The organism is Amycolatopsis rubida, assembly GCF_900115345.1.
GTDB lineage: Bacteria > Actinomycetota > Actinomycetes > Mycobacteriales > Pseudonocardiaceae > Amycolatopsis > Amycolatopsis rubida.
Genome location: NZ_FOWC01000004.1, coordinates 302,710 through 326,432, shown reverse-complemented (window position 1 = coordinate 326,432; position 23,723 = coordinate 302,710). Strand labels below are relative to the sequence as shown.

19 protein-coding genes are annotated in these 23,723 nt (G+C 68.9%); 14 read left to right on the top strand and 5 right to left on the bottom strand.

The window, feature by feature from the left end; genetic code table 11:
- Positions 1-9: 9 nt before the first annotated feature.
- Both BM362_RS19120 and BM362_RS19115 read right to left on the bottom strand, forming a co-directional pair.
- Positions 10-2,691: a helix-turn-helix transcriptional regulator gene (locus BM362_RS19120; protein WP_208865257.1), complete on the bottom strand. Its 2,682-nt coding sequence runs from the start codon at positions 2,689-2,691 to the stop codon at positions 10-12.
- Complete coding sequence (locus BM362_RS19115; RefSeq protein WP_093574046.1) at positions 2,688-3,830, bottom strand: Hsp70 family protein; 1,143 nt, start codon at positions 3,828-3,830, stop codon at positions 2,688-2,690. The genes BM362_RS19120 and BM362_RS19115 overlap by 4 nt, the downstream gene beginning before the upstream one ends.
- Before the next feature lie 304 nt (positions 3,831-4,134).
- Here BM362_RS19115 and BM362_RS19110 point away from each other — a divergent pair, with 304 nt between their 5' ends.
- The 3 genes from BM362_RS19110 (at position 4,135) to BM362_RS19100 (ending at position 9,230) form a co-directional block, all read left to right on the top strand.
- Positions 4,135-5,472 (top strand): IniB N-terminal domain-containing protein, encoded by a 1,338-nt coding sequence (locus BM362_RS19110; RefSeq protein WP_208865256.1) that lies wholly within the window; start codon positions 4,135-4,137, stop codon positions 5,470-5,472.
- 97 nt (positions 5,473-5,569) lie between these two features.
- Positions 5,570-7,342, top strand: coding sequence for a dynamin family protein (locus tag BM362_RS19105; RefSeq protein ID WP_167545366.1), 1,773 nt, complete (start codon positions 5,570-5,572; stop codon positions 7,340-7,342).
- A 688-nt stretch (positions 7,343-8,030) separates the two neighbouring features.
- Positions 8,031-9,230: a GTPase gene (locus tag BM362_RS19100; protein WP_167545365.1), complete on the top strand. Its 1,200-nt coding sequence runs from the start codon at positions 8,031-8,033 to the stop codon at positions 9,228-9,230.
- A 394-nt stretch (positions 9,231-9,624) separates the two neighbouring features.
- On the opposite strand, the gene BM362_RS19095 is transcribed toward BM362_RS19100, so the two are convergent.
- Positions 9,625-10,011, bottom strand: a complete 387-nt coding sequence (locus tag BM362_RS19095) for a pyridoxamine 5'-phosphate oxidase family protein (RefSeq protein WP_093574043.1) — start codon at positions 10,009-10,011, stop codon at positions 9,625-9,627.
- Positions 10,012-10,110: 99 nt separating this feature from the next.
- On the opposite strand from BM362_RS19095, the gene BM362_RS19090 reads away from it, so the two are divergent.
- From BM362_RS19090 to BM362_RS19065, 5 genes are all read left to right on the top strand, one after another.
- Positions 10,111-11,058 carry an ABC transporter substrate-binding protein gene (locus BM362_RS19090; RefSeq protein ID WP_093574042.1) on the top strand — a complete coding sequence of 316 codons (948 nt, stop codon included), beginning with the start codon at positions 10,111-10,113 and terminating at the stop codon, positions 11,056-11,058.
- Complete coding sequence (locus tag BM362_RS19085; RefSeq protein ID WP_093574041.1) at positions 11,045-11,938, top strand: amino acid ABC transporter permease; 894 nt, start codon at positions 11,045-11,047, stop codon at positions 11,936-11,938. Before BM362_RS19090 ends, BM362_RS19085 begins: the two co-directional genes overlap by 14 nt.
- On the top strand, positions 11,931-12,698 hold the full coding sequence (locus BM362_RS19080; RefSeq protein ID WP_067592391.1) for an amino acid ABC transporter ATP-binding protein: 768 nt from the start codon (positions 11,931-11,933) through the stop codon (positions 12,696-12,698). Before BM362_RS19085 ends, BM362_RS19080 begins: the two co-directional genes overlap by 8 nt.
- A complete protein-coding gene (locus BM362_RS19075) occupies positions 12,695-14,422 on the top strand; it encodes an aminotransferase class V-fold PLP-dependent enzyme (protein WP_093574040.1) in 1,728 nt (575 codons plus the stop codon). Before BM362_RS19080 ends, BM362_RS19075 begins: the two co-directional genes overlap by 4 nt.
- A gap of 464 nt (positions 14,423-14,886) precedes the next feature.
- On the top strand, positions 14,887-15,282 hold the full coding sequence (locus tag BM362_RS19065) for a hypothetical protein (RefSeq protein WP_093574038.1): 396 nt from the start codon (positions 14,887-14,889) through the stop codon (positions 15,280-15,282).
- Here BM362_RS19065 and BM362_RS19060 read toward each other — a convergent pair.
- Entirely contained in the window at positions 15,242-16,408 is a 1,167-nt protein-coding gene (locus tag BM362_RS19060) for a macrolide family glycosyltransferase (protein WP_067592218.1), read from the bottom strand. The two genes, BM362_RS19065 and BM362_RS19060, sit on opposite strands and share 41 nt — an antisense overlap.
- 285 nt (positions 16,409-16,693) lie before the next feature.
- Here BM362_RS19060 and BM362_RS19055 point away from each other — a divergent pair, with 285 nt between their 5' ends.
- The 6 genes from BM362_RS19055 (at position 16,694) to BM362_RS19030 (ending at position 21,855) form a co-directional block, all read left to right on the top strand.
- A complete protein-coding gene (locus BM362_RS19055) occupies positions 16,694-17,596 on the top strand; it encodes an ABC transporter ATP-binding protein (RefSeq protein ID WP_067592221.1) in 903 nt (300 codons plus the stop codon).
- Entirely contained in the window at positions 17,593-18,327 is a 735-nt protein-coding gene (locus BM362_RS19050; protein ID WP_093574037.1) for an ABC transporter permease, read from the top strand. The genes BM362_RS19055 and BM362_RS19050 overlap by 4 nt, the downstream gene beginning before the upstream one ends.
- Positions 18,328-18,381: 54 nt before the next feature.
- Positions 18,382-19,029 (top strand): hypothetical protein, encoded by a 648-nt coding sequence (locus BM362_RS19045; protein WP_093574036.1) that lies wholly within the window; start codon positions 18,382-18,384, stop codon positions 19,027-19,029.
- Positions 19,022-19,327 (top strand): winged helix-turn-helix domain-containing protein, encoded by a 306-nt coding sequence (locus BM362_RS19040; RefSeq protein WP_067592229.1) that lies wholly within the window; start codon positions 19,022-19,024, stop codon positions 19,325-19,327. The genes BM362_RS19045 and BM362_RS19040 overlap by 8 nt, the downstream gene beginning before the upstream one ends.
- A gap of 1 nt (position 19,328) precedes the next feature.
- Entirely contained in the window at positions 19,329-20,648 is a 1,320-nt protein-coding gene (locus BM362_RS19035; RefSeq protein WP_093574035.1) for a DNA polymerase IV, read from the top strand.
- 79 nt (positions 20,649-20,727) lie between these two features.
- Positions 20,728-21,855 carry a CapA family protein gene (locus BM362_RS19030; protein WP_425285711.1) on the top strand — a complete coding sequence of 376 codons (1,128 nt, stop codon included), beginning with the start codon at positions 20,728-20,730 and terminating at the stop codon, positions 21,853-21,855.
- A 616-nt stretch (positions 21,856-22,471) separates the two neighbouring features.
- On the opposite strand, the gene BM362_RS19025 is transcribed toward BM362_RS19030, so the two are convergent.
- On the bottom strand, positions 22,472-23,494 hold the full coding sequence (locus BM362_RS19025; RefSeq protein WP_093574034.1) for a family 2 encapsulin nanocompartment cargo protein polyprenyl transferase: 1,023 nt from the start codon (positions 23,492-23,494) through the stop codon (positions 22,472-22,474).
- Positions 23,495-23,723 lie beyond the last annotated feature (229 nt).

Here is a 23,723-nt window from a genome sequence, read left to right as displayed (position 1 = left end):
GTCCACGAATCAGTGCGCGGTCGGTTTGGCGAGGAGCTCGCGCAGGGTCGCGAGCAGCTCGCGACGGTCTGCGGCACCGAGCTTGCCGCGGATGCGGGCCATGTGGTGTTCGACGGTCTTGCCGGAAATGAAGAGTTTGCTACCGGCTTGTTTGTAAGTCAGTCCGTCGACTACTAGGCGGGCGACCTCAAGCTCGCGTTCGCTGAGGGCGCTCAAGCCGGTCGCCGCGCCTGGTGCCGGGGCGGCGGACTCGAGACGTCCAGTCGTGCCTTGGAACTGCCGAGCCGCTTCGAGAAGCTGGACCATCGCCTTGCGGTCAGAGGTGCGAATCGCGGCTTGGCCGGCCAGTCGGGCCGCGTCCCAGCACAGGTCCAGTTCATGAAGTTCCGCGGCTGCTGCGGAGATTTCTCCTGGATCGAACGTCCCACTGAGCACCGCGAGCCAGCACCCAGCGGCGCAGGCGAGCGCGGCCGGGTAGCGGCCGCAGTCAGCGAAGCGGTTCAGCGCTGCCAGTTGCTGTTCGGCGGTGTCGCGGTCTTCCGTGGTGATCGCGGCGTGCAATTCGTGCCAGCACAGCGAGACCGTCCACAAAGGAGGATTACCAAGACGGTCAAGCATCGCGTGCGCGCCTTCTAGCCGACGGGACAGCTTGGCGTGCGCACCGGTCCGAGCGGCTGCGATTGCCAGTTCTCCCAACGGCAGCAACGTGAACAAGTCCACTTGTTGACGCATGGACGCCTGATACGCCCGCTCCCACGACTGCTGCAGCCCGACCAAGTCGCTCGCCCGCCGGGCGAGGCCGAGTTCCAGCGTCGCGAAGAACAGTTCGTCGCGAGCCTCAAGCTTGGTGCCGACGACGGCGTCGCGGTGTTCCGTCGCGGCGGCGAGATGGCCGCCGGTCATCGCGACCCAGCCGAGCAGCAGCCGGTGCCGGGGCGCAAGCAGATCGCCGCCGACGCTGCTGGCCAGTGCTCGTTCCAGTACCGATTCGGCGAGCGCCAGTTCGCCCGCGTGCAGGCCCGCGAGTGCGGCGAGCGCGGCGGGGCTGTCCGGAAGCGGTGCACCGCCGACCGCCGGTTCGAGCATTGCTGCTGCACCTACGAGGGTCGGCAGCGCCTCTGTTCCGCAGCCGGACACCGATTCCACGATCCCGCTTGCTGTTCGCGCTGCGGCACCGGTGAACAACGTCGGCGCGACTCCCGGCATCGGGACGTTGGCGACAGCTTGACCGTCGGTGGCCTGGCCAGTTCCGACGAGGGCGATCGTGGCGAACGCGTCCACTGCGCCAGGGCCGACCCACCGATAGCTTTCGCTATTTGGTTGGGTCGGCGTGAGGAACGAGGGATGGCCGTTGGGAACGTAAGCGGTCGGTGCAACGGAAGTGTGATCGGCGGCGGCTCCGGCAGCGTCCGCGCGGTGGGGGAGCGCGGAGGCTTGAGAATCTGTCGAGTTGGCGAATGTCCGTTGGGCTGCCGCTTGGTGGCTCATTACCGCGGCGTTGGGACTTTCGTTGTCTGGTCGGGTGGAGTCAGGGCCGCCGGAGTTGGATAGCGGAGTGGCCGCGTGTTGACGAGACCAGCTGTCCGTGGCTGCGGCCCAGCGGTACAGCTCGGCAGTTCGGGCCAGTTCGCCGCGGTGGGCCAGGACTGTCGCGGCGATCTCGGCACCGGCGGCTCGGGCTTCGGGGTCTTCGCCGGACAGCATGCCGTCGCCTAGACGGAGGGCCGTGTCCAAGTCTCCGGACAGTGCGGCGGCGCGGGCCCAGCCCGTCGTGGTCGCGGCGTCGCGGGCGCCAGCTTCGGCTGCGGCTTCGAAGAGTCGTGCGGCGTGCTTTGGGTCGGTGGAGAGTGCTTCGCTCGCGGCGGTTGCGAATGCGGTTGCTGCGGAGGCACCAGAACTGCCCGCATCAAGCAGAGACGTCGCGAGGTCTAATACGGGCAGGCCGCGAGTCAGCTGTGCTTCCACGAGCTGTTGCAACACCGCTAGGCGTCGGGCGGGCGGTCCGTAAGCGCGTACTGCTTCTGCGGCGGCAGGAAGAAGAATGTCTTCGGCGTCGAGGAGGCCGGTAGCGCGGGCGCCGTCGACGACTTCGGGCAGTTCGTCTGGTGCGCGCTCCAGCAATGAACACAGCAGGTCGAGGTTGCGGGCCGCACCGGCTTCGGCGGCGATGAGGTAGCGGAGAACGTCGTCGTCGAGTGCCGCCAGCTCAGCGCGGAAGTCCGCGAGACGGGCAGTTACGACCCGTTCCACGAGACGGGGGACACCGCCGGTGCTGGCGTGCAGGGCGGGGGCGTCCGCGGTGCGGCCGGTGAGTTGTTTCGCGAGCTTCCCGACTTCGTCGACGGTCAGCGGCGGCAGCAGCAGGGTTTCGCCGAGGGCCCGCAACGCTTGCGCGCGAGGGTTTGGACGGTGTGCCACCACGAGCGGTCCCTTTTTGGCGGCCGCGAGCATGGTGAGCCTGGTCAGGTCTTCGTCGTCGAGCTGGTCTGCGTCGTCGACGACCGTGGCCTCGACACCTGCTTCGCGGTAGCTGCGATCGAGGGCGCCCAGCAAGGCCGTCTTGCCGTAGCCGCCGGGTGCGACGACCACGAGCCGGACTGGGGCCGCGGGGGCGTCGGCGAGTTGTTCAAGGAGGCGGCGGGCTGCGGGGTGGACGGCGTCGTTGCCGGTTTTCGCCAGCAGTGCGTTCAACAGTGACCTTCACCAGAGGGAGCTGTGGCTGGGTGGGCGCACGAGCTCAGGACAGGGGGACGGGGAGATACGGGTTCCTTGTCGGCGGTCGCTTCGTGGGACGTGAGGACCGCGATCAGGATCGAGGAGCTGATCGCCAGCACCGCCGCCGCGGCGGCGAGCGGTCGCCATCGACGCAACAGTTTGGCAGCGCCCTCGGGCTCCGGCAGCGTGAATGGAGTGATGTCCACCGGCGGTCGCTCGGGTCTTTCCGGAAGTTCGGGTTCGCGGTCGACTCGCGGCAGCAAGGTGGTTTCGGGCGCGGGGGCTTCCCTTCGCGCGAGAGGCCTCGTCCGCTGACTGGCGAGGATCCCGGCGCCGACGGCCGCCGTATCCGCAGGCTGAGGGCCCGTGAAAAACGGACAGGGCAGACGTACAGGGCGAGTGCCCGGGCCGGGTTCGCCGCAGAACACGATGCCGGCCAGCGACTCGGGGGCGACGTTGGCCGCCTGTGCGAGGCCGAACGCGGTCTTGACTGCGGAACCCGGAGCGACGCCTTCGGTGCTGTTCCGGGCTATCCAGCCGCTGGCACCCGAGGCGGTCGCCAAGGTGACGGTGACGCCGTCCGGGCCGAACTCGCACACCGCGGCTGTCCGGTCGCCCGCACCGGGTTCCGGAAGGTGGGCGTAGAGCGCGGCGACCGCGCTGGGAACGAGGGTGACCGCGGTGAAACCGGACTCCGCCAGCGACTGGCGGAGGAGTTCGCGCCGGTAACCGCCCCAGTCACCGGGGTGGGTGACGACGAGTTGGCGCGGCGGTCCGCCGGTCTGGCCGGCTGCGACGTCGGCGATGCCTTCGACGAAGACAGTGGTCAGGGACTCCGGGGTGAACGGTTCGCTGCCGATGAACACCGGCACGTCGTCGCCGATGCGGCGGTGGAAGCCGGTGATCAGGCGGGACGGAACGGCGGTGCCGGCTTGCGTGGCCGCGTCGCCGGTGAGCAGGTAACCCTCGTCGTCGAGGAAGAGTGCGGTCGCGGTCGCCGACGAGATCTCGCCCAGCCACAACGGCTCGGGATCGTCCCACCGGTCACCGTGTCTGCGACGGAGCGCGGCGTGGGTCCGGGCAGCGCCGAGATCGATGCCGAGCACGTAGGGCACCGCCGCTTCCTCCCTTCGTCGCAGTCGGGGTTCGGCCAAGGGGCGTAACTCACTGAACGGATACGCATCCTCACCCGTTCGGGTCAGACGGGCAAGAGTGGGGTGGGATTTAACCCAACCGGGTTCTGCGTGTCCGATCCCCTAACTCCCTAACGATCTCATATCGACCCCCTAACGGCTGAGCGAGGCGCGACTGGGTGTAAACCCCGATGTGAGCGGGGGTGCCCCGTCCCTACCTTGGGCGCCACGCCCGGCCGGGGAGGGCCGGGCATTCCCCGTAATCACTACAAGTGGAGATCCCCCCATGGATTCGGTGCAGACTCTGCACGACTTCACGCTCACCTTGCTCCAAGACCCGTCCGCGCTCGCCGCTTTCGGCCAGGACCCGCAGGCCGCGCTGGCCGCTGCTGGGCTGGGCGACATCAGCGCCGCCGACGTGAACGAGGTCGCGCCGCTGGTGCTCGACTACGTGCCGGTGGACCACCTGGCCTCGCTCGGGCAACTGCCCCAGGCAGGCGACCTGACCACTGCGCTCGGAGACGGTCCGCAGGGCGCTATCGAACAGCTGCAAGCACTCACCGCTTCGCTCGGCGTCTCGGCTGGTGGTGCTGCGGCATCCGCGGGTTCGCCTGGGCTGCCGGGCCTCGGCGAGCTGCCGGCGGTGCCGGGCGTGGGCGAGCTGCCCGGTCTTGGCGAGCTGCCGGGCGCGGGTGCGCTGCCTGCTGTCGACGACCTTCCTGGCCTCGGCGAACTGCCCGTCGTGAGCGACGTGGCTGGTGCTTCGGCGCTGCCCGCCGCCGGTGAGCTTCCGGGCCTTGGCGAGCTGCCGGCAGTGCCGGGTCTCGGTGAACTTCCGGGCGTCGGCCAGCTCCCTGGTCTCGGCGAGCTGCCGGGTGCCGGTGCTCTTCCGGGCGTCGGTGCGCTGCCTGGTGTCGGCGACGTCGCCAGTGCGGTCCCGGCCGTTCCGGCGCTGCCGGTGGCTGGCGAGCTGCCGTCGGTTCCGGCTGTGCCGGGTGTCCCGGCCGTTCCGGGGCTGCCCTCGGTGCCGGGTCTCGGCGACGTGCAGAACGCTGCCGCGTCCGTCACCGCGCTGGTGCAGAACCCGACCAGTGCACTCGCCCTGGGCAGCGACCTGGCCAGCGGCCTGGACTCCAGCGCGGTCGCCCAGGCGAGCGGGCAGGCGGCCACCGCGGCTGACGGTGCCATCTCGCAGGTGCAGCATGTCGGCGGAGAGCTCGCGGCGGCTTCCCCGGTGAACGTCAGCGACCTGCCGGTCGCGAACTCCGCCGCGCAGGTCGCCGACCACGCGACCGAGGCCGGCGGCGGGGTTGCCGGGCACGTCAGCGACGCTGTCGGGACCGTCACCGAGAACGTCGGCAGCCTGAGCAACACGCTCAGCGCCGACGGGCTGAACCACGCGGTAAACGGTGTGACCCAGCAGGCGCACTCGCTCATCTCGCACGGCGAGACCGAGCGTTCCGACGCCGCGACCGAGGCGCACACCGGGACCGACGCTGGTGTCGGCATGGTGCACGACACCGTCTCGACGGTCTCCGATCTCGGGCACCAGGGCCTCGGCCTTGACCTGCACGCCGGTGCGGAGACCTCGCACGGCGGCGGTGAGCTGCACATTTCCCTCTGAGCAAGGGTAATTCGGGGGTGGCTCCGCGGTCTGGGTGCGACCGCGGAGCCACCACCCGGTTCGGATACTCCCCGTACACGGGGGACACTGGTTCGCCGTGACGGCTCCAGCTTGGCTCGAAGTACTCGCCGAGACCGCGGATGCCTGCCGGACGCACGGCCGCGAAGACCTGGCGCAACGCCTTCGCCGACGTCAGGACCGGCCGCCGGGGGGCACGCGGGTCGCTGTGCTCGGCTTTCCCAAGCAAGGCAAGGGATACCTGGTCAACGCGGTGCTCAACGCGCCGGTCTGCCCGGTTGGCGACGCGGCGACCCCCGCGGTGCCGATCGAAGTCGGGTACGCGGCCGAACCCGGCGCGACGCTCGTCGGACGTGCCGACGAACGTCTCCCGGTCGAGATCGAGAAGCTGACCGGCGAGGTCGGTGCCCGGCCAGCCGGGTCGCTGCGCCGGGTCGAGGTCGGGGTTCCGCGCGATTTGCTGTCCGCGGGCTTGGTGCTCATCGACACCCCGGCTATCGGTGACCCGAGGTCGCCGCGCACAGCCGCCGCTCTTGACGTTCTCGCGGACGCCGACGCGGTCATTCTTGTCTCCGACGCAGCCGCTCCGCTGGATCAGGCCGAGCTGGCGTTGGCGCATCACATCCGGACGTGGTGTCCGCACGTGGTCATCGCGCTGACCAAGATCGATGTCAGCGCCGGATGGCGCACGGTCGCCGAACAGAACCGGACCGCGCTGTCCGCGGCCGGGATCGACTCGCCGGTGCTGCCGGTGTCGGCGACGGTTCGGTTCGCCGCCGCTCAGGGCGGCGATCAAGACCTCAACGTGCGGTCCGGATTCCCAGAGCTGCTTTCCTGGATCGCGACGCAGGTTTCGCGACCCGCGGAGAGCACGGCCGCGTTGCTCGCGGCGGTGAGTGTGCGCGCGGCGGCGGCCGAACTGGTCGAGACGTTGCGGGCGCGCGCCGAGGCTGCGGGGCAGGAAGCCGGCGTCGACCAGACGACGTTGCTGCAACGTTCGCAACGTCGCGCCGACGAGCTGCGCCGGCGCAACAGTCGCTGGCAGAACCTGCTGGCGGACGAGATCGCCGACCTGCAGTCCGACGCGGAGTACGACCTGCGCGAACGCACCCGGAAGATCGTCGAGACGATCGACGAGACCTTCGACCGCGGGGATCCGGTGAAGGTGTGGGACGAGTTCGGGCCGTGGCTGGACAGCACGCTCGCGGAAGCGGTCGACACGACCTACACGTTCGCGGCCGAACGCGCGGAGTGGATCGCGCAGGCGGTGGCGGTGAGCTTCGGCGCGCAGTACGACCTGCCGGAACTGACCTTGACCGACTCCGGCGCGGACCGGATCGCCGAGGTGCGGCAGCCGCGGATCGAGCGATTCAAGATCGGGCAGAAGGCGTTCACCGGGCTGCGCGGTTCGTACGGTGGCGTGCTGATGTTCGGTCTGGTGACCGGGCTGGCGGGCCTGCCGTTGATCAACCCGGTGTCGATCGGCGCCGGCGTCGCGTTCGCCGCGAAGACGATCAGCGACGAGGGCGGCATGCGGCTGCAACGTCGGCAGGCAGTGGCCAAGATGACCGCGCAACGGCACGTCGACGACGTGTTCCTGCGGTTCAGCAAGGAGTGCCGCGACGCGATCCGGCACGTGCAGCGACGGTTGCGGGACCACTTCACCGATCTTGCGGACAGTCTCGCCGACGAGCTGACACGGGAACGCGAGATGATCATCGCCGGGTCGGCCGAACGAGAACGGCGCAGTGCGGCGCTGCGGCGGGAGATCGACCGGCTCGCGGGGTTGCACAAGCGGGCTGGGGAGCTGGGGATGCTGGCCAATCGGGCGCCCAAGGAGTTGCCTGCGTGACCTTGGCGTGGCGGGCTTTGGTTCCGCTGGCTCTTCGCGGCTGGACGGATCGGTGATACTGGCCAATCAGGTGCGGAAGAGTTGCCTGCGCGGCTTCGCCTCGGCGGGCTGGGCGCGGGGCGCTTTCGGCGGTGCTGGCGGCTTTCTGCGGGCTGGTGAGGCTGGCCGGTCAGCTGGCTCGCGGAGTGTGCGGTGCTGAGGGGGTTGTCCGCGAGGCCCCGGATGGATGCGCCGTGTTTGGTGGTGCCTTCTTCGGGATTGAGTGGGCTGAGCTTTCGGTGGAGTTCGGTGCTGGCCGGAGGAGGTGGGTTCGGATCGCCGCGTGGCCTCGGGCAGTGGTCCTGAGCGGGTTTCGCATTGTGGGAGCGAATTGGTCTTTGGGGTGTTTTGCTGCAGTGAAGGCGGTTTGGCCCTGGGACAAGTCGCGCGTGGGTGGGATCGGTTAGTGGCGGCGTGCTTCGGCGGGGTTGAATCGCTCCCATCATGGGAGCGGAGCCGGGAGATGCGGCTGCGTGGTGGAAGGTTCGGCCGTCGGGAAAGTGCCGTTATTGGGCGGCTGAGGGTGTTTCGGGAGACGTCTGCGGGTTGATCGTGGTGGGCTTCGGGACTCGGTGAGCGGGGTGTTTGCCGGGTAGTCGAGGATGTTTAGGGCTGTGCCGGGTGAGTCGAGTGAGGAGTGGTGTCGCGCGTGGTTGAGGACGTTCGGGCTCTTCTGGTGGATGCTTGTGCGTACTACCGCGACAGTCCGAGGGCTTCGGCGTTGCTGGGGGAAGCGCTTGACCACCTCGACGAGCCGCTTCGGGTGAGCATTGGAGGAGCTGCGGGGACGGGGAAGTCCACGTTGGCTGCTGCGTTGGCGGATTGGCCGACGCGGGCGTTGCGCGATCTGGAGTTTCTCGATGCGCCGCCTCCGTCGACGCTCACCGACGCATCTGTACGGCTGCTACGCCACCTTGAGCCCGACCAGTTGGCGACGCTGCGTCCGACAACGCCTTCAGCCTTCGCGCGGCAGACGGCCGTTGACACGATCCTTGTGCTTGCGCGCGCGGATGAGACCGGCGCGGGGCGGATTGACGCACTGCTTACCGCGAAGCAGATTGCGCGGCGCGCGTGGCGTGAAGATCCGCTGTGCAGCGGTTTCCAAGGCGTGATCGCCGTGGCGGCACAGCTTGCGTACGGGGCGCGCGCCTTCACCGACGACGAGTTCGAGCTTCTCGCCGCCTTCGCGGCTGTGCCTCGTGAGGAGTTGGAGCGGTATCTGCTCTCGGTGGATTCATTTACTGATCCGGCGTTTCCGGGGCCGGTGTCAGTCGAGACGCGACGGTCGTTGGTGGTGCGCTTCGGGCTGTTCGGGGTGAAGCTTGCGCTGACGCTGATCCGTACGGGCTGCGATGACCGGGTGAAGCTGTCGACGGAACTGGTGCGGCGCAGCGGTCTTGGCGAGCTTCGCGACACTATTGCGGGTTGTTTCGCCGCGCGTGCAGACGCGTTGCGTGCGCGGACTGCGTTGATTCGGTTGGAGACCGTGTTGAACGCGGAGCCCCGACCGCACAGTGATCGGCTTGCGGCGCGGGTTGAGCGGTTCTCGGCCAGCGCGCATGACTTCCGAGAGCTGCGGCTGATCGCGGACATTCGTGGCGGGCGTACGGCGTTGGCAGGGGAGTCTGCGGAAGAAGCTGCGCGGTTACTGGGGGCAGAGGGAACGGCGTCAGAGGAGCGGCTGGGGCTTGTGGCGGGTACGGATCCGCGCGAGATGTACGAGGCCGGTCTGGACGCGGTGATGCGGTGGCGACATGAGGCGGAGCGGCCGGACCGGGCGTTGGCGGAGCGGGCTGCGGCGCAGGTTGTGGTGCGCAGTGCGGAAGGGTTGCTGGCGCAGTTCGTTTGACCGGGGCAGTCGCCCGGGGCGATCGCCCAGGACGGTTGGTCGAGGCGATTGACGAGGCAATTGTCCGACGTTGACGACCAGTGTGGTTGGCCGGGGCAGTTGGCTGAGACGACTGGCTGGGGCAACTGACCGGGTCGACGACCAGGACGGTCGCCCGGGACGTCCGTCCGGGGTGGTCGCCCAGGACGTTCGACCGAGGCGACTGACCTGGGTTGACGACCAGGACTGCTGACCGACTGGGGCGACTGACCAAGGCAACTGGCCGGGGCGGTCGACCAGGGCAACTGACCGGGGCAACTGACCAGGGCGGTTGACCGGGGCAACTGACCGGGGCAACTGACCAGGGCGGTCGACTAGGGCGATCGGCCAGGGCGGTTGGCCGGATCTCGGAAGCTCAGGCGTTGCCCAGCACCCGTCCGATGGTGAGTTCCAGGACCACTCGCTGGGGGTTTTCCCGCGGCTTCCGGTATCGCTGGGCGTAGCGCTCTTCGGCGTCGCGGACGGAAGCAGCGTCGTCGAGGAGGCGGATTCGGCCTTCCAGCGTCGACCAGATCCGGCCCTCGAACTGGCACACCGCGGCGGCCAGCCCAACGTCGTCGGCGGCGCGGATGAGACGGGCCTTGTACGAGGTCCCCGAGGCGATCACGCGGGCGATGCCTTGTTCGAAGTCGACCGTCACGCCGACCGCTACTACGTGCGGCGTTCCGTTGGCGCGCACCGTCGTGAGCGACGCGAGCCGCCGTTCGGTCCAGAACTGGCGGAAGCTCTCGTCGAGGGTCATGTCCGCACGCTAGACGAGACATAAATTCAACTGCTTGTTGACCTCTTTAACAACCAGTTGTAGCGTCCCGCGAAACCAACGACGTCCTGGAGGGCCCGCATGTCGTCGCTTCGTTCCCGTGCCTGGCAGGCCGCGCTGCTGGGCGGCCTGCTCGTGTTCGCTGCCGCCTGTGGGGGAGGTTCTGACGGGGCCGGCGGCGGGCAGCAGCAGAAGCCGAGCGCTGTTCCGGACAACACTGCGTTGCTCGGGGCGATCAAGGCCGACCCGCAGCTCGCCGGAGGGTTGCCGCCAGCGGTTGTGCAGGCCAAGACGTTGCGGCTGGCGTCCAATATCCAATCCGCGCCGAACAACTTCTACGCGGCGGACGGCAAGACGCCGATCGGCTACGAAGTCGATCTGGCCAAGGCGGTCGGGGCGAAGCTCGGGGTGACCGTCGCGTACCAGGACCTGGCGTTCGGTTCGCTGATCACGAGCCTGCAGTCCGGCCGCGTCGATCTGACCATGGCGGCGATGAACGACACCAAGGAACGCCAGCAGCAGATCGACTTCGTCGACTACTTCTCGTCCGGCATCACGATCATGATCCGCAAGGGCAACCCGGACGGCATCACCGGGCCGGACACGTTGTGCGGCAAGAACGTGGCAGTCGTACAGGGCACCAGCCACCAGAAGTTCGCCACGGCGCAGAGCGCGAAATGCACTCAGGCGGGCAAGCCCGCCATCACGGTCACCGCGACTGACAGCGACAACCAGAACCAGAATCAGCTGCGCACCGGTCGCGTCGCGGCGATTCTCAACGACCTGCCGAGTGCGGTCTACATCTCGCGCACCGCGGGCGACGGCAAGTTCTTCGAGGTCGTACCTGGCCAGCCGATCGAGGGCGGGCCGTACGGGATGGGCTTCGCGAAGAACAACTCGAAGCTGCGTGACACCGTCAAGCAAGCGTTGCAGTCGCTCGTCGCCGATGGCACATACGGCAAGATCCTGCAGTCCTGGGGCGTCGAACAGGGTGCGATCAAGGAGGCGGTCGTCAATGGCGGAAGCTGAACCGCTGCCGATCGTCCGGCTGCGGCATTGGGGTCGCTGGGTCAGCGCGGCGGTGATCGTCGCACTCCTGGTACTGCTGGGTTTCGCGCTCGCGCAAGCGCAGATCGAGTGGGGTTCGGTCCCCGACTTCGTGTTCTATCGCGTGATGGCGCTCGGCCTGCTCAACACGGTCGTGCTGGCGGTGATCGCGCAGGCGATCGCGATCGTGCTCGGCATCCTGATCGCGTTGCTGCGGCTCAGCGCCAACCCGGTCGCGAAATGGTTCGCGGCGGCCTACATCTGGCTGTTCCGCGGGCTTCCGGTGCTGTTGCAGATCCTGATTTGGTACAACCTGGCGCTGATCTTCCCGACCGTCTCGATCCCGCTTCCGTTCGGCGGCTACCTCGTCCACGAGCCGACGAACGTGCTGATCAGTGCGTTCACTGCGGCGCTTCTCGGGTTGGCACTGAACGAGAGCGCGTACATGGCGGAGATCGTCCGTGCCGGGCTGACCAGCGTCGACGCCGGGCAGACCGAGGCGGCGAAATCCATCGGCATGACGCCTGGCGCGACGCTGCGCCGGGTCGTGCTGCCGCAGGCGATGCGCGTGATCATCCCGCCGACCGGCAACGACTTCATCAACATGCTCAAGGGCACGTCGATGGCGTCGGTGATCGGCGTGACCGAGCTGATCCACGCGGCCAACAACATCTCGTCCAACAACCTGCTGGTGATGGAGACACTGATCGCCGCGGCGATCTGGTACATGGTCGTGGTGACCGTGGCCGGCGTCGGCCAGCATTACCTTGAACGATCGTTCGGGACAGCTGACCGGGGTCCCGTCGCGCGGGTCGGGAAGGCGTTCAAGGGGATGCCGCTGGTGAGGGGTGCGCGTGTCTGAGCCGCTGCTGAAAGCTGTCGGGGTCCGCAAGAACTACGGGCACACCGAGGTGCTCAAGGGCATCGACCTGGAAGTCCGCAAAGGACAGGTGGTCTGCCTGCTCGGGCCGTCGGGAGCGGGGAAGAGCACGTTTCTCCGCTGCCTGAACCATCTTGAGCCGATCGACGGCGGCCAGGTCTGGGTGGACGGCGAGCCGATCGGGTTCACACTGCGCGGAGGCAAGCTGTACGAGCTGCGGGAGAAGGACGTCGCCCGGCAGCGCCGGGACATCGGCATGGTCTTCCAGCGGTTCAACCTGTTCGGGCACCGGACGGCGCTGGAAAACGTGATCGAGGGACCGGTGCGAGTGCTCGGCGTCGACCCGGCGCAGGCCCGGAAAGAGGCGCTGGACCTGCTCGACCGGGTCGGGCTCGCGGACCGAGCGGGCGCTTACCCAGGGCAACTGTCCGGCGGGCAGCAGCAGCGGGTCGCGATCGCCCGGTCGCTGGCGATGAAGCCGAAGCTCATGCTGTTCGACGAGCCGACGTCGGCGCTGGACCCGGAGCTGGTCGGGGAGGTGCTCGCGGTGATGGGTACGTTGGCTCGGGAGGGGATGACGATGGTGGTCGTGACGCACGAAATGGCTTTCGCCGCGGAGGCCGCCGACGAGGTGGTGTTCCTCGCCGAGGGCGCGGTGGTCGAAACCGGGCCGCCGGAGCGGGTGCTGAAGTCCCCGGAACACGAGCGGACGCGGCAGTTCCTCGCGCGGGTCCTCTCGTGACCCGCATCCCGCCCCGGTACCTGCTCCAGTTCGACGAGCCCGCGGGCTACCTGGATTTCGCGCGGTTCGGGCCGCCGTCGCACGCCGTGCTCGACACCACCGCGCGGCTGCTGGAGGCGACGACCAAGGCCGGGCCGTCCACTGTGGACGAGCTGATGCGGCAGGAGATCCGGGCGAAAGCAGCGGCCGCGCGGCTCTGCGGCAGCGACACCGACCACACCGTGCTGCTTCCGCACACCAGCCTTGGCCTGTTTCAGGCGGCGTTCAACAGCCACGGCGACGTACTCGTGTCGGCCGCGGAGTTCCCGGCCAACACGTACCCGTGGGCGCGTGCCGAGCAGGCCGGACGCGTGCGGATGCGGCGGCTGGAAGGGGGTTACGTCACCGCCGATCGTCTCGCGGCAGCGCTCACGCCGGAAACCACTGTCGTCTCGGTGAGTGCGGTCGATTTCCGCACTGGCTACCGGGCTGATCTCGCCGCGTTGCGCGAGGTCGCGGGCGATCGGCTGCTGGTGGTCGACGGGATCCAGGGCTTCGGGGTCGTCGAAGCGCCGTGGGAGGTCGCCGACGTGCTCGTGGTCGGCGGGCAGAAGTGGCTGCGCGCGGGCTGGGGCACCGGGTTCGCGGTGCTGTCCGACCGGGCGCTGGCGCGGATGGACCCGATCCTGTCCGGCTGGACCGGCGCGCGCGACCCTGGTTTGTTCGACAACGAGATCCACCCGGCCGACCCGACCGCGGCGAGCTGGTCGATCTCGAACCTCAGTCCGGTCACGTCCGGCGCGTTCGCGGCGGCGCTCGAACTGGTCGAGGAAACCGGCGTAGCGGCGATCGCGGGCCGGATCGACGAACGCGTCGGCGAACTTGAAGAAGTGCTGCGCTCGTTCGGCGCGGAGATCGTGTCGGCGACCGAACGGCGGGCCGGGATTCTTGCGTTTTCGCTGCCGGAGAAGCCTGCCGAGCAGGTCGGAGCGGCGTTGACGGCGGCGGGGATCGCGGCGACGGTGCGCCCGGAACACGTCCGGGTGTCGCCGCACGCGTCGACCCCGGCCGCGGCCGCTGAGCTGGTTCGGGACGCGCTGGAGACTCTGCTGCGGCCTCGCCGGGTCGTGCCGGTCGCGTCGGCCGCGGGCGCCGCGACGCATGAGCTGCTCACCGCGCTGATTCCGGCGGTGGACGGGCTGGCGGCGATGCTCGGGCCGGGCAACGAGGTGCTGTTGCACGACCTGTCGCGGCTGCCGGATTCGATCGTCGCGATCGCGGGGAAGCTCACCGGCCGCTCGGTCGGCGGGCCGATGACGGATCTGCTGCTCGGGCTCGTCCGGCGCGGCACGACGCAGGACCTGACCAACTACCGCACGCACAGTCCGGACGGTCGCGAGATCCGTTCGTCCACGTTGTTTCTGCGCGACGCCGAGGGTACGGCGATCGGGTGCCTGTGCGTGAACAGCGAACTGCCCGCGGCGGCGCAGACGTCGGAGGAACGGCGGGAGGAGACGTTCCTGCCGGACGTCGACAGCCTGCAGCGGTTCCTCGTCGGACGCGCGATCGGGAAGTCCGGGATTCCGGTCGAGCTGATGAAGAAGCGGCACAAGTCGGCGGTGGTCCGGGAACTGGACGAGGCCGGGTACTTCCTGATCAAGGACGCGGTGGACCATCTGGCGGGGCAACTCGAGGTGACGCGGTACACGATCTACAACTATCTCAACGAGATCCGGGCTGGATGAGCGTCGTCGTTCCGCCGCAGCTGGTGGCGGCGGCGGCGGAACGAGGGTGCTGCGGGAGAGACTTGGCTGCGGGATCCGCCGGAGTTGATCCCGCAGGCCTGCACACGAGGGGAATGTCAGATCGGGGCTCTCCCCGACACGGGGAGACGGTAGTGGTCCTGCCCGTCAAGCGCGCCGGGGAAGCGGCGGTGCTCAAGATTTCGTTCCCTCATTAGACTTGCGCGACGGAATCGGCAATGTTGCAGCACTTCGCCGGTGTCGTGCGGCTTCTGGCGGCCTCTGCGGACGGCAGCACGCTGTTGCTCGAACGAGCCGGTCCCGCGACGCTGGAAACAGTGCGAGCCGAAGATGCGGCCGAGGTCGCGGGCGAGCTGGCCGCCGCCTGGCAGTGCCCACGCCGATCGGGACGCGGTCGCTTGCCTCACCTGCCGAGCCATGGCTAGCACAGCTGGAACTGCACGCGCGTGCCGATCCGGCCAGTCGACCAGGCACGCGAGCTGATCACGCATCTCGCCGACGATCAGACGGACACCATGCTGCCCGCCGTCCTCCATTTCGGGAATGTGCTGCGGGCGCAACGAGAACCGTGGTTGGCGATCGACCAGATCAGGGGGCGCTGGACGGCGGCGTTCGACGCGTTCGCGGTCGTGGCGCGAGTGCGCTGCAACGATATCGATGCGTTGATCGCGCGGTTTTCCCTTGCCGCGCAGGTAGATACGGGCCCGGCTGCACGATGTTGCCAGACCCAAGCGGTCAGCGCTTACTTGCACCAGGAGCATGCCGGCGGCGAATGGTTCGACCGCGGCGTACTCCTCGCGCTTATTTCAGGAACTTCGCCACCGCGTCCGCAGCCGCGGTAATCCCACCGTTGACACGGATTTCCGCGCGCAGCTCAGCCAGCCTCGCGGCGACGTCCGGCGAACTGCTGACTCCATCGACGGCTTCGCGCAGCGACTTGGCGGTCACCTGGTCCGCGGGCAGATGCTTGCCGACTCCCAGCGCTTCCAGCTGTGCGGCGTTGCCGAACTGGTCGACAGCCTGCGGGATGGCGACCGTCGGGACGCCGTACCACAGGGATTCCGTGCAGCCGCCCATTCCGGCGTGCGTGATGAAGGCGGACGCGACATCGAGAATCGCTAGCTGCGGCACCGTTTCGTGCACCTCGACCGACTCCGGCAGCGGGCCGAGATCGTCCTTCGAGACGTGCTTGCCGATGGAGAGCACGACGTGCCAGTCCTCGAATTCGGTGATGCAGTGCCGGTAGACGTCCAGTTGGTCGTTGTACGCGGTGCCGAACGACACGAGCAGCACGGGTTTGCCGTCGGACGGCGGCGTCCAGTGCTCCGCTGCGCGCGCCGGGTCGAGACACGGGCCGACGAACTGGACACGGTCCTCCGGGACGCGGTCAGCGTTCGGCTGCATCGCGCGCGGGATCAGCGACAGGATCGGCACCGGTCGCGCGAGCCACGTCCAGGCGTCTTCGGCGACTCCGTTTTCCGCCAGCCACTCGGTGAATGCCCGGTTGTAGTCCACTCCGGACGGTGAGGTGCGGATCGGTTTGAGGACGTCGGCGAGTTCTTCCTCATAGCCGTCCCAGGCGACGTAGGTGGGGGAGAGCTGCACCGCGGGCACGTCGTAGCGGAGGCCGAGCAGCGGCGCGCCGAGGCCGCCGATGTCGTAGAGCAACAGGTCTGGCCGGTCGTGGTCGAAGGTTTCGATCAGCCGCGGGTGGATCGCTGCGGCCTCGTCGAGGAAGACGCGCATCGCTTCGGCCGGGTCCGCCGGCCATTCCGCGTCCGGGCCGAGCGGGAAGATCGTGGGATGCGTGACGACGTCCGCGCCGGTCGCCTCGACCAGTTCGGCGAGCGGTTCGCCGACGACGTAGCTGACCCGGTGTCCGCGCCGTACCAGTTCGCGGATGATCCCCAGCGACGGGTAGATGTGGCTCGGCGCGGAACAGCCGACCACGACGATGTGCTTGCCCATGAGGCGAAAGTGTCCTTTCCGGACGAGATGCGGTCCGGCACGCGAAGCGGGGGCCGCCCGGCGGCGGGCGGCCCGGAAGGTCGTGCCGGGATCAGGACCGGCGGCAGCGGGCGAAGATCGTCATGAACCCGGACGGTAGTGCGGCTGGGCGCGGGGAGCAACCGGATTAGCCGGGCGTCGCCGTCACAGACTTTCCGCGGTGAATGACTCGGAATCGCCCACTACTTTTCAACGCAGCTGACTTTGTGTTACAAAGTTCAGGACAGCGAAGCACTGGGGGACGGGATGACGGAAGCGTTCAGGCTGACCGGCCTGGTGAAGCAATTCAAGCAGGTCCGCGCGGTCGACGGCGTGTCGGTGGCCGTGCGGCGGGGCGAGGTCGTCGCACTGCTGGGGCCGAACGGCGCGGGCAAGTCGACCACGATCGACATGCTGCTGGGGCTCGCCTCGCCGGACGAGGGAAGCGTGCGGGTGTTCGGCGGCGCGCCTCGGGCGGCGCTCGACTCCGGGCGGCTCGCGGCGATGGTGCAGAACGGGTTCTTGCTGCGGGACGTCACACCGGCCGAGCTGGTCGAGTTGCATCGGTCGATGTTCGAGAATCCGCTGCCGGTCAAGGAGGTTTACGCGCGGGCCGGGATCGGGGAGTTCGCCAAGCGGCGGTGCGGGAAGTTGTCCGGCGGGCAGCTTCAGCGGGTCCGGTACGCGCTCGCGCTCACTGGCGACCCGGAGCTGCTGATTCTCGATGAGCCGACGGCGGCGCTGGACGTCGACGCCCGGCGTGAATTCTGGACGTCGATGCACGAGTTCACGGCGTCCGGGCGGACCGTTCTCTTCGCAACGCATTACCTCGCCGAGGCGGAGGACTATGCGGACCGCGTCGTGTTGATGCGGCACGGGAAGGTCGTCGCGGACGGGGCGGTCGACGAGGTGCGCGCGAACGTGTCTGGGCAAGTGATCAGGGCAGTCGTACAGGGCGCCTGCCCGGAAGCCCTGGCTGCGCTCGACGGGGTCGCCAGTGCACGTGTACAGGGCGATCGTACGGAGCTGGGCTGCACGGACTCCGACCTGGCGATCCGGGCGTTGCTCGCGGCGTTTCCGCAGGCCCGCTCGATCGAGATCACCTCCGCGGGGCTGGAGGAAGCGTTCCTCGCGCTCACCGCCGACGAGCCGCAGGGAGCGCTCCGATGAACCTCGTCTACCTCCGGCTGGAGATTCTGCGCATCGTCCGCAGCCCGCAGTTCGCGCTGTTCACCATCGCGGTCCCGCTTGGCATGTTTCTCCTGTTCGGCGGGTTGTTCGGCGACCAGGTCGGGTCGGACGGCATCAAGGCGAGCGTCACCACGATGATCAACATGGGCGCGTACGGCGCGATGAGCGGCGCGTTGTTCACCGGCACTCGCGTGGCGACCGAGCGGACGGACGGCTGGCAGCGGCAACTGCGGCTCACGCCGATGCGCGGGCCCGGTTATCTCGCGGTGAAGATCGCGTCCTCGATGGCGATGGCGTTGCCGGTGGTTCTGGTGATCTTCGTGGCCGGCGCGTTGCGCGGGGTACAGCTCACCGCGGCACAGTGGCTGCTCAGCGGGGTCTCGTTGTGGCTGGGCGCGTTGCCGTTCGCGGTGCTCGGCCTGCTGCTCGGGTTGTTCGGCAAGGGCGACACGGTCGGCGCGATGACCGGCGCGTTGATGCTGCCGCTCGGCGTGTTCGGCGGGTTGTGGATGCCGCTGTCGATCTTGCCGGAATGGATGTCCGCGCTCGCGCATTTCTTCCCTACGTACTGGCTCGGCCGCGTCGGCACACTCCCGGTGGATCACGCCGGCGGGCTCGGTCTCGCGGTCGGTGTGCTGGCGGCGTGGCTGGTCGTGCCCGCGCTCGTGGTGGTGCGGCGGTTCCGGCTGGGCCCGGTGAAGGTCGCGTGACGTGTTAGCTTCCGTGCTGCATGAGGGGTCAGTACGGGGGAAGGGCGGGCCGGGGTGAACAACGACGCGGGGGACCCCGTCGAGGACGAAGGCGAGCCGCTGTCGGTGGCGGAATCGCTTGAGCTCATCGCCCGGCAGAACGAGCGGACGCGCCGGGAACTGCGAGTCAGCCCGGCGCGTCTGTTCGCCGTCTGGGCCTTCGCCTGGCTGGTCGGCTGGGGGCTCGTCTACCTCTCCGACGACCGGTCGGCGGCGCTGCTGCCCGGCTGGGTCGCGGGCATCGTCGTCGCGGTGCTCATGGTGGGCGCGATCGTGTACTCCGCTTGGCACGGCAGCAAAGGCGGCCGCGGGATTCGCGGGCCGTCGCGGCGGATCGGTGCGATGTACGGGTGGGCGTGGATGATCTCGTTCGCCGGGATGAGCCTGATCGACATCCGGATCACCAAACTCCTCCCCGAGGGCTCGGATCTGGTGCCTTTGCTGTGGTCCGGCACGTCGCTGCTGCTGACCGGCGCGCTCTACCTCGCGGGCGGGATGCTGTGGCAGGACCTGCGGCAGTACTTCTTCGGCGGCTGGATCATCGTGTGCAGCGGGGCGAGCGTCCTGGTCGGCGTGCCGGGCAACTTCCTCGTCCTCTCGCTCGCGGGCGGCGGCGGATTCGCGGTCGCGGCGCTGGTCTACGTGGTGCGGCCCCGTGATTGAGCTGCCGGAGCTCGACCCCGTCATCCACGCCCAGGCGCGGCTGCGCGTCACGGTCGCCCTCGCCGGGCTCCGTCCGGCCGACCAGATCACCTTCCCCCGGCTGCAGCAGTTGCTGGAGATGACCGCCGGCAATCTCTCGACGCATCTGCGCAAGCTCGAGGACGCCGAGTACGTCGAGATCACCAAGGCTTACGAGCACCGCACACCGGTCACGCTGGTGCGGCTCACGAGCAAGGGCCGCGCCGCGTTCGAGAGCTACACCAAGGCGTTGCAACGGCTCCTGGACGCTGGAACCTGACATGTCTCGCTGGGTCGTGCACTTGGACCTCGACGCGTTCTACGCCTCCGCGGAGCAGCTCACCCGGCCGACGCTGCGCGGGCGCGCGGTGGTCGTCGGCGGCACCGGACATCGCGGCGTCGTCGCTGGCGCGAGCTACGAATCCCGCGAGTACGGCGTGCGGTCGGCGGTGCCGATGTCCCAGGCTCGACGGCTGCTTCCATCCGGCGGCGTGGTGCTGCCGCCGCGGTTCCGGTTGTACGAAGTCTTGAGCAAGCAGGTTTTCGACGTCGTCGGCGAGGTCGCGCCGGTGCTGGAACGGATTTCCCTCGACGAGGCGTTCGCCGAACCGCCCGCGTTGGCTGGCGCGCCGGTCGAGCAGGTGACCGAGTGGGCCGAGGACTTGCGGGCGCGGATCCGGGAGCGGACTGGGCTGACTGCGTCGATCGGCGCGGGGACGGGCAAGCAGGTCGCGAAAATCGGGTCGGATCGTGCGAAGCCGGACGGTCTGCTTGTCGTGCCGCCGGGGACCGAACGCGAGTTTCTGGCTCCGCTGCCCGTGCGCGCGCTGTGGGGGATCGGACCGGTCGCGGAAGCGAAACTGCGCACGATCGGTGTCCTCACCTTGGGCGAGCTTGCCGCGTTGCCGGAGCCGGACGCGGTGTCGACGCTCGGTGGCGTGGTCGGTCGCGACTTGCGGCGGCTGGCGAGCGGGTTCGACGACCGACCGGTCGCGGAACGGGGCGAAGCCAAACAGGTGAGTGCGGAGACGACATTCGACGTCGACGTGGTCGATCTCGTCCGATTGCGCGCCGAGGTGAGGAAAATCGCGGTTGGTGCGCACTCACGGCTGGTTAAAGCGGGCCGCGTCGCGCGCACGGTGGTGATCAAGCTGCGGCATACGGACATGAGCACGGTGACTCGCTCCGAGACCACTGCGTCGCCCACTGATGACCTCGAACAGCTTGCGACTACCGCAGAACGGTTGTTGCTCGACCCGCAAGAGTTCGGCGGAGTACGGCTGGCGGGCGTCGCGTTCAGCGGGCTTTCGGTGCCGCATCAGGATGCGTTGTTCAGCTTGACCGTGCCCGCTGCGGCGGAGGAGCCGGTGGTCACTTCGGCACCGTCGCCGGGCGGGAGCGCGCCGGTGTCGTCGTCGGGATGGCGGCCCGGCGACGACGTGGTGCACGCCGAGTTCGGCACGGGCTGGGTACAGGGTGCGGGGCACGGCCGGGTGACGGTGCGGTTTGAGACGCGCACATCCGGTCCGGGCGTCGCGCGGACGTTCGACCAGACCGACCCGGCGCTGGCTCGCGGAAAGCCCGCCGACTGCCTAGCCTGAGCGTTTCGCCTGGTCACGACCGGGTTGTTAACCCACAAGAGTGATGAGGAAGGATGTGCCGGGCAGTCGGGCAAAGGGGATGATCATGACGAACATGCGCCGCGCCGCCGCCCTCGCCGGGGTCGCGCTGATGCTGGCGGCGTGTGGGAGCGAAGCCGCCCCGCAACGGTCCTCGGCCGGGCCGTCACCGTCGTCGTCGGCGGCCGCTTCGCCGGATTCGTTCACTGTCGTGGCGACCGGGGACGTGCTGATCCACCCGCGGCTCACCGAGCAGGCCGAGGCGGACGGCGGCGGGAAGATCGACTACCGGCAGCTGTTCGCCGGGGTCAAACCGCTGGTGTCCGGCGCGGATCTGGGGATCTGCCACCTCGAAACGCCGCTCGCGCCGGAGGGCGGGCCCTACAGCGGGTATCCGTCGTTCAGCGCGCCGCCGGAGATCGCGGACGCGTTGAAGGACACCGGATACGACACCTGCTCCACCGCGTCGAACCATACGCTCGACCAAGGCGCGGCGGGTGTGCAGCGGACGTTGGACAAGCTCGACCAGACCGGGCTGAAGCACACCGGGTCCGCGCGTTCGGCCGCGGAGGCGGGGAAACCGCTGATCCTGGACGTGCACGGGGTCAAGGTCGCGCAGCTGTCTTACTCGTTCGGGTTCAACGGGATCAAGCGGCCGGCCGGGAAACCGTGGCTGGCCAACGAAATCGACCCCGGCGAGATCCTCTCCGCGGCGCGCGAGGCGAAGGCGGCCGGGGCGGAGGTCGTGATCGCGAGCCTGCATTGGGGCGTTGAGTATCAGCATGACGTGACTGCTGAGCAGAAGCAGCTGGCGCAGAAGCTGACGGCATCGCCGGATCTCGACCTGATCGTCGGGCATCACGCGCATGTGGTGCAGCCGTTCCAGAAAGTCGGCGGCAAGTGGGTGGCGTTCGGGCTCGGCAATGAGGTCGCGCGGCATGACGAACCTCGCGGATCCACGGAGGAGGGGGTCGCGGCTCGGTTCCGGTTCAGCCGGGCAGGCGGGAAGTGGACGGTGGACAAGGCCGAGTATGTGCCGACGCTGATCGACCTCGGACCGCCGATCCGGCTGCGGGACCTGACGACCGCGCCGCCGACTGAGCGCGGGAAGGATGCGCTCGCGAATACCGACAAGGTGGTGCTTTCCCGGGGCGCTGGGGACGACGGGTTGAGCCGACCGGGGCGGTGACGGTTTCTGGGCCGGTCGCGGCCCAGAGCGGTGGGGTGCTGGGCGCTGCGTTGGGTGCGTTGCGTGCACCCGGCGCGGTGTTGGGGCGATCGCTTGGATGCGCTTGAGGTCACCGTGGGATGAGCCCTGTGCCGGTGTCAGGGCGATCGCCCTGGTCGGGCGGTCGTCCGGGGCGGACGATCGATCGAGTTGGGCGGTTGCCCTGGGTGAGTGTCCGTCTTGGTTGGGCGTTCGCCCGGCTCGGATGGGGGTCGGGGGCGGACGATCGTTCGGGTTGGATGGCCGCCCTGGGCAGACGGTCGCCCTGGTTGGGTGGTCGCGGGTGCCGGGTGTGTCGGGCGATTGCCCTGGTTGGGCCGGTCGCCGTGGGTGGGGGATTGGCTGGCGTAGCGCGGTGCTTGGGTTGGGCGATTGCCCGGGGCGGATGGTCGCTCGTCTTGGGCGGTCGCCCGGGGCGGACGATCGTCCTGGTTGGGCGGTCGCCCGGTTCGGGCTGGGGCCTGGGGCGGACGACCGTCCCGCGCTCGCGTGTCAGGTGATTGCCCGGGGCGGACGGCCGTTCAGGTCGGGCGATCGTCCTGGGCAGATGATCGCCCGGGGCGGGCGGTTGTTCCGGTCAGTGGTCCCGGCGGGTGATGAGCTGGGCGATCGCGGTCAGTTCCGCCGTTGCTCGCGGGGCTGGGTTGGCGGCGGTCAGGGCGGTCAACGCGTCAGCGAGCAGTTCGTCCGCTTGGGTGTGGCTCCAAGATCGGCCGCCGGCTTCGTCGACCAGAGTCGCGGCTTTGGCGAGGCAGTCCTCCGGTAGTGGTTGCCGGTACAGCATCGCCAGTTCCTGTCCGGCTGACGTGCCTGAGGTGAGCGCCGCGACCACGGGGAGGGATTTCTTGCGGCTGCGCAGGTCCGAATAAACCGGTTTTCCGGTGACTGCCGGGTCGCCCCAGATGCCGAGGAGGTCGTCGACGTGTTGGAAGGCCAGGCCAAGCGATCGGCCGAAGCGGCCGAAGCGTTCGACGTGCTCGCCGCGGCCTCCGACTACCAGTACGCCGAGTGTGCATGCCGCGCTCAGCAGGGCTGCCGTTTTGCCCTGTGCCATCTGGACGCATTCCGCCACTTCGACGTTCGTTCGCTGTTCGAACGCCAGGTCCTCGTGCTGGCCGTGCAGCAGGTCCAGTACCGCGGTGCTCAGCAGGCGGGCGGCGGCTGGGCCGTCTGGGGACAGGACGTCGAAGGCCAGGGTGAGCAGGGAGTCTCCGGCCAGCACGGCTTGTCCGGTGCCGAAGACGGTCCATGCGGTGGGTCGGTGCCGCCGGGTGCGGTCGCCGTCCATGACGTCGTCGTGCAGCAGCGAAAAATTGTGGGCCAGTTCGACGGCCACCGCGGCGGGGATCGCGTCTTCCGGGTCTCCGCCGCTGGCCTCCGCGCACAGCAGTACCAGTGCCGGGCGCAGGGCCTTGCCGCCGGAGGCGCTCGTGGCGGTTCCGGTTTCGTCCCACCAGCCGAGGTGGTAGCCGGCGATCCGGCGCATCGCCACGGGCAGCCGGTCGACCGCCGCCCGCATCGCCGGTTCCCATCGGCTCCGGCTCCAGTCCAGCACCTCGGTCACGGAGCGGGCCCGGGTGCGCGCGTCCACCGTCGTCATCGGTCTTCCGCTTCCGGACGCAGCGCCGCGGCCACAGTGGACAGTGCGGAGGGGTTCGGGACGATCACTGCGAAACCACCTAACGTCGAAAACGCCGGGACACGGCGGAGCGGTGTTTTCCGGGAGAGGAATGCGAATCGTAAGCGGTGCCGCGCATCAACATAGCAAGGCGGATGATCTCGACAATCACTCGATCGGGTAGCCGAGTGCGATTCACCTGTTTGCCGAA

Coding starts and splice junctions, on each gene's coding strand:
- BM362_RS19110 (WP_208865256.1), top strand. CDS start 4,135: ATGGATTCGGTGCAGACTCTGCACGACTTCACGCTCACCTTGCTCCAA.
- BM362_RS19095 (WP_093574043.1), bottom strand. CDS start 10,011: ATGACCCTCGACGAGAGCTTCCGCCAGTTCTGGACCGAACGGCGGCTC.
- BM362_RS19090 (WP_093574042.1), top strand. CDS start 10,111: ATGTCGTCGCTTCGTTCCCGTGCCTGGCAGGCCGCGCTGCTGGGCGGC.
- BM362_RS19085 (WP_093574041.1), top strand. CDS start 11,045: ATGGCGGAAGCTGAACCGCTGCCGATCGTCCGGCTGCGGCATTGGGGT.
- BM362_RS19060 (WP_067592218.1), bottom strand. CDS start 16,408: ATGGGCAAGCACATCGTCGTGGTCGGCTGTTCCGCGCCGAGCCACATC.
- BM362_RS19055 (WP_067592221.1), top strand. CDS start 16,694: ATGACGGAAGCGTTCAGGCTGACCGGCCTGGTGAAGCAATTCAAGCAG.
- BM362_RS19050 (WP_093574037.1), top strand. CDS start 17,593: ATGAACCTCGTCTACCTCCGGCTGGAGATTCTGCGCATCGTCCGCAGC.
- BM362_RS19035 (WP_093574035.1), top strand. CDS start 19,329: ATGTCTCGCTGGGTCGTGCACTTGGACCTCGACGCGTTCTACGCCTCC.
- BM362_RS19030 (WP_425285711.1), top strand. CDS start 20,728: ATGATCATGACGAACATGCGCCGCGCCGCCGCCCTCGCCGGGGTCGCG.
- BM362_RS19025 (WP_093574034.1), bottom strand. CDS start 23,494: ATGACGACGGTGGACGCGCGCACCCGGGCCCGCTCCGTGACCGAGGTG.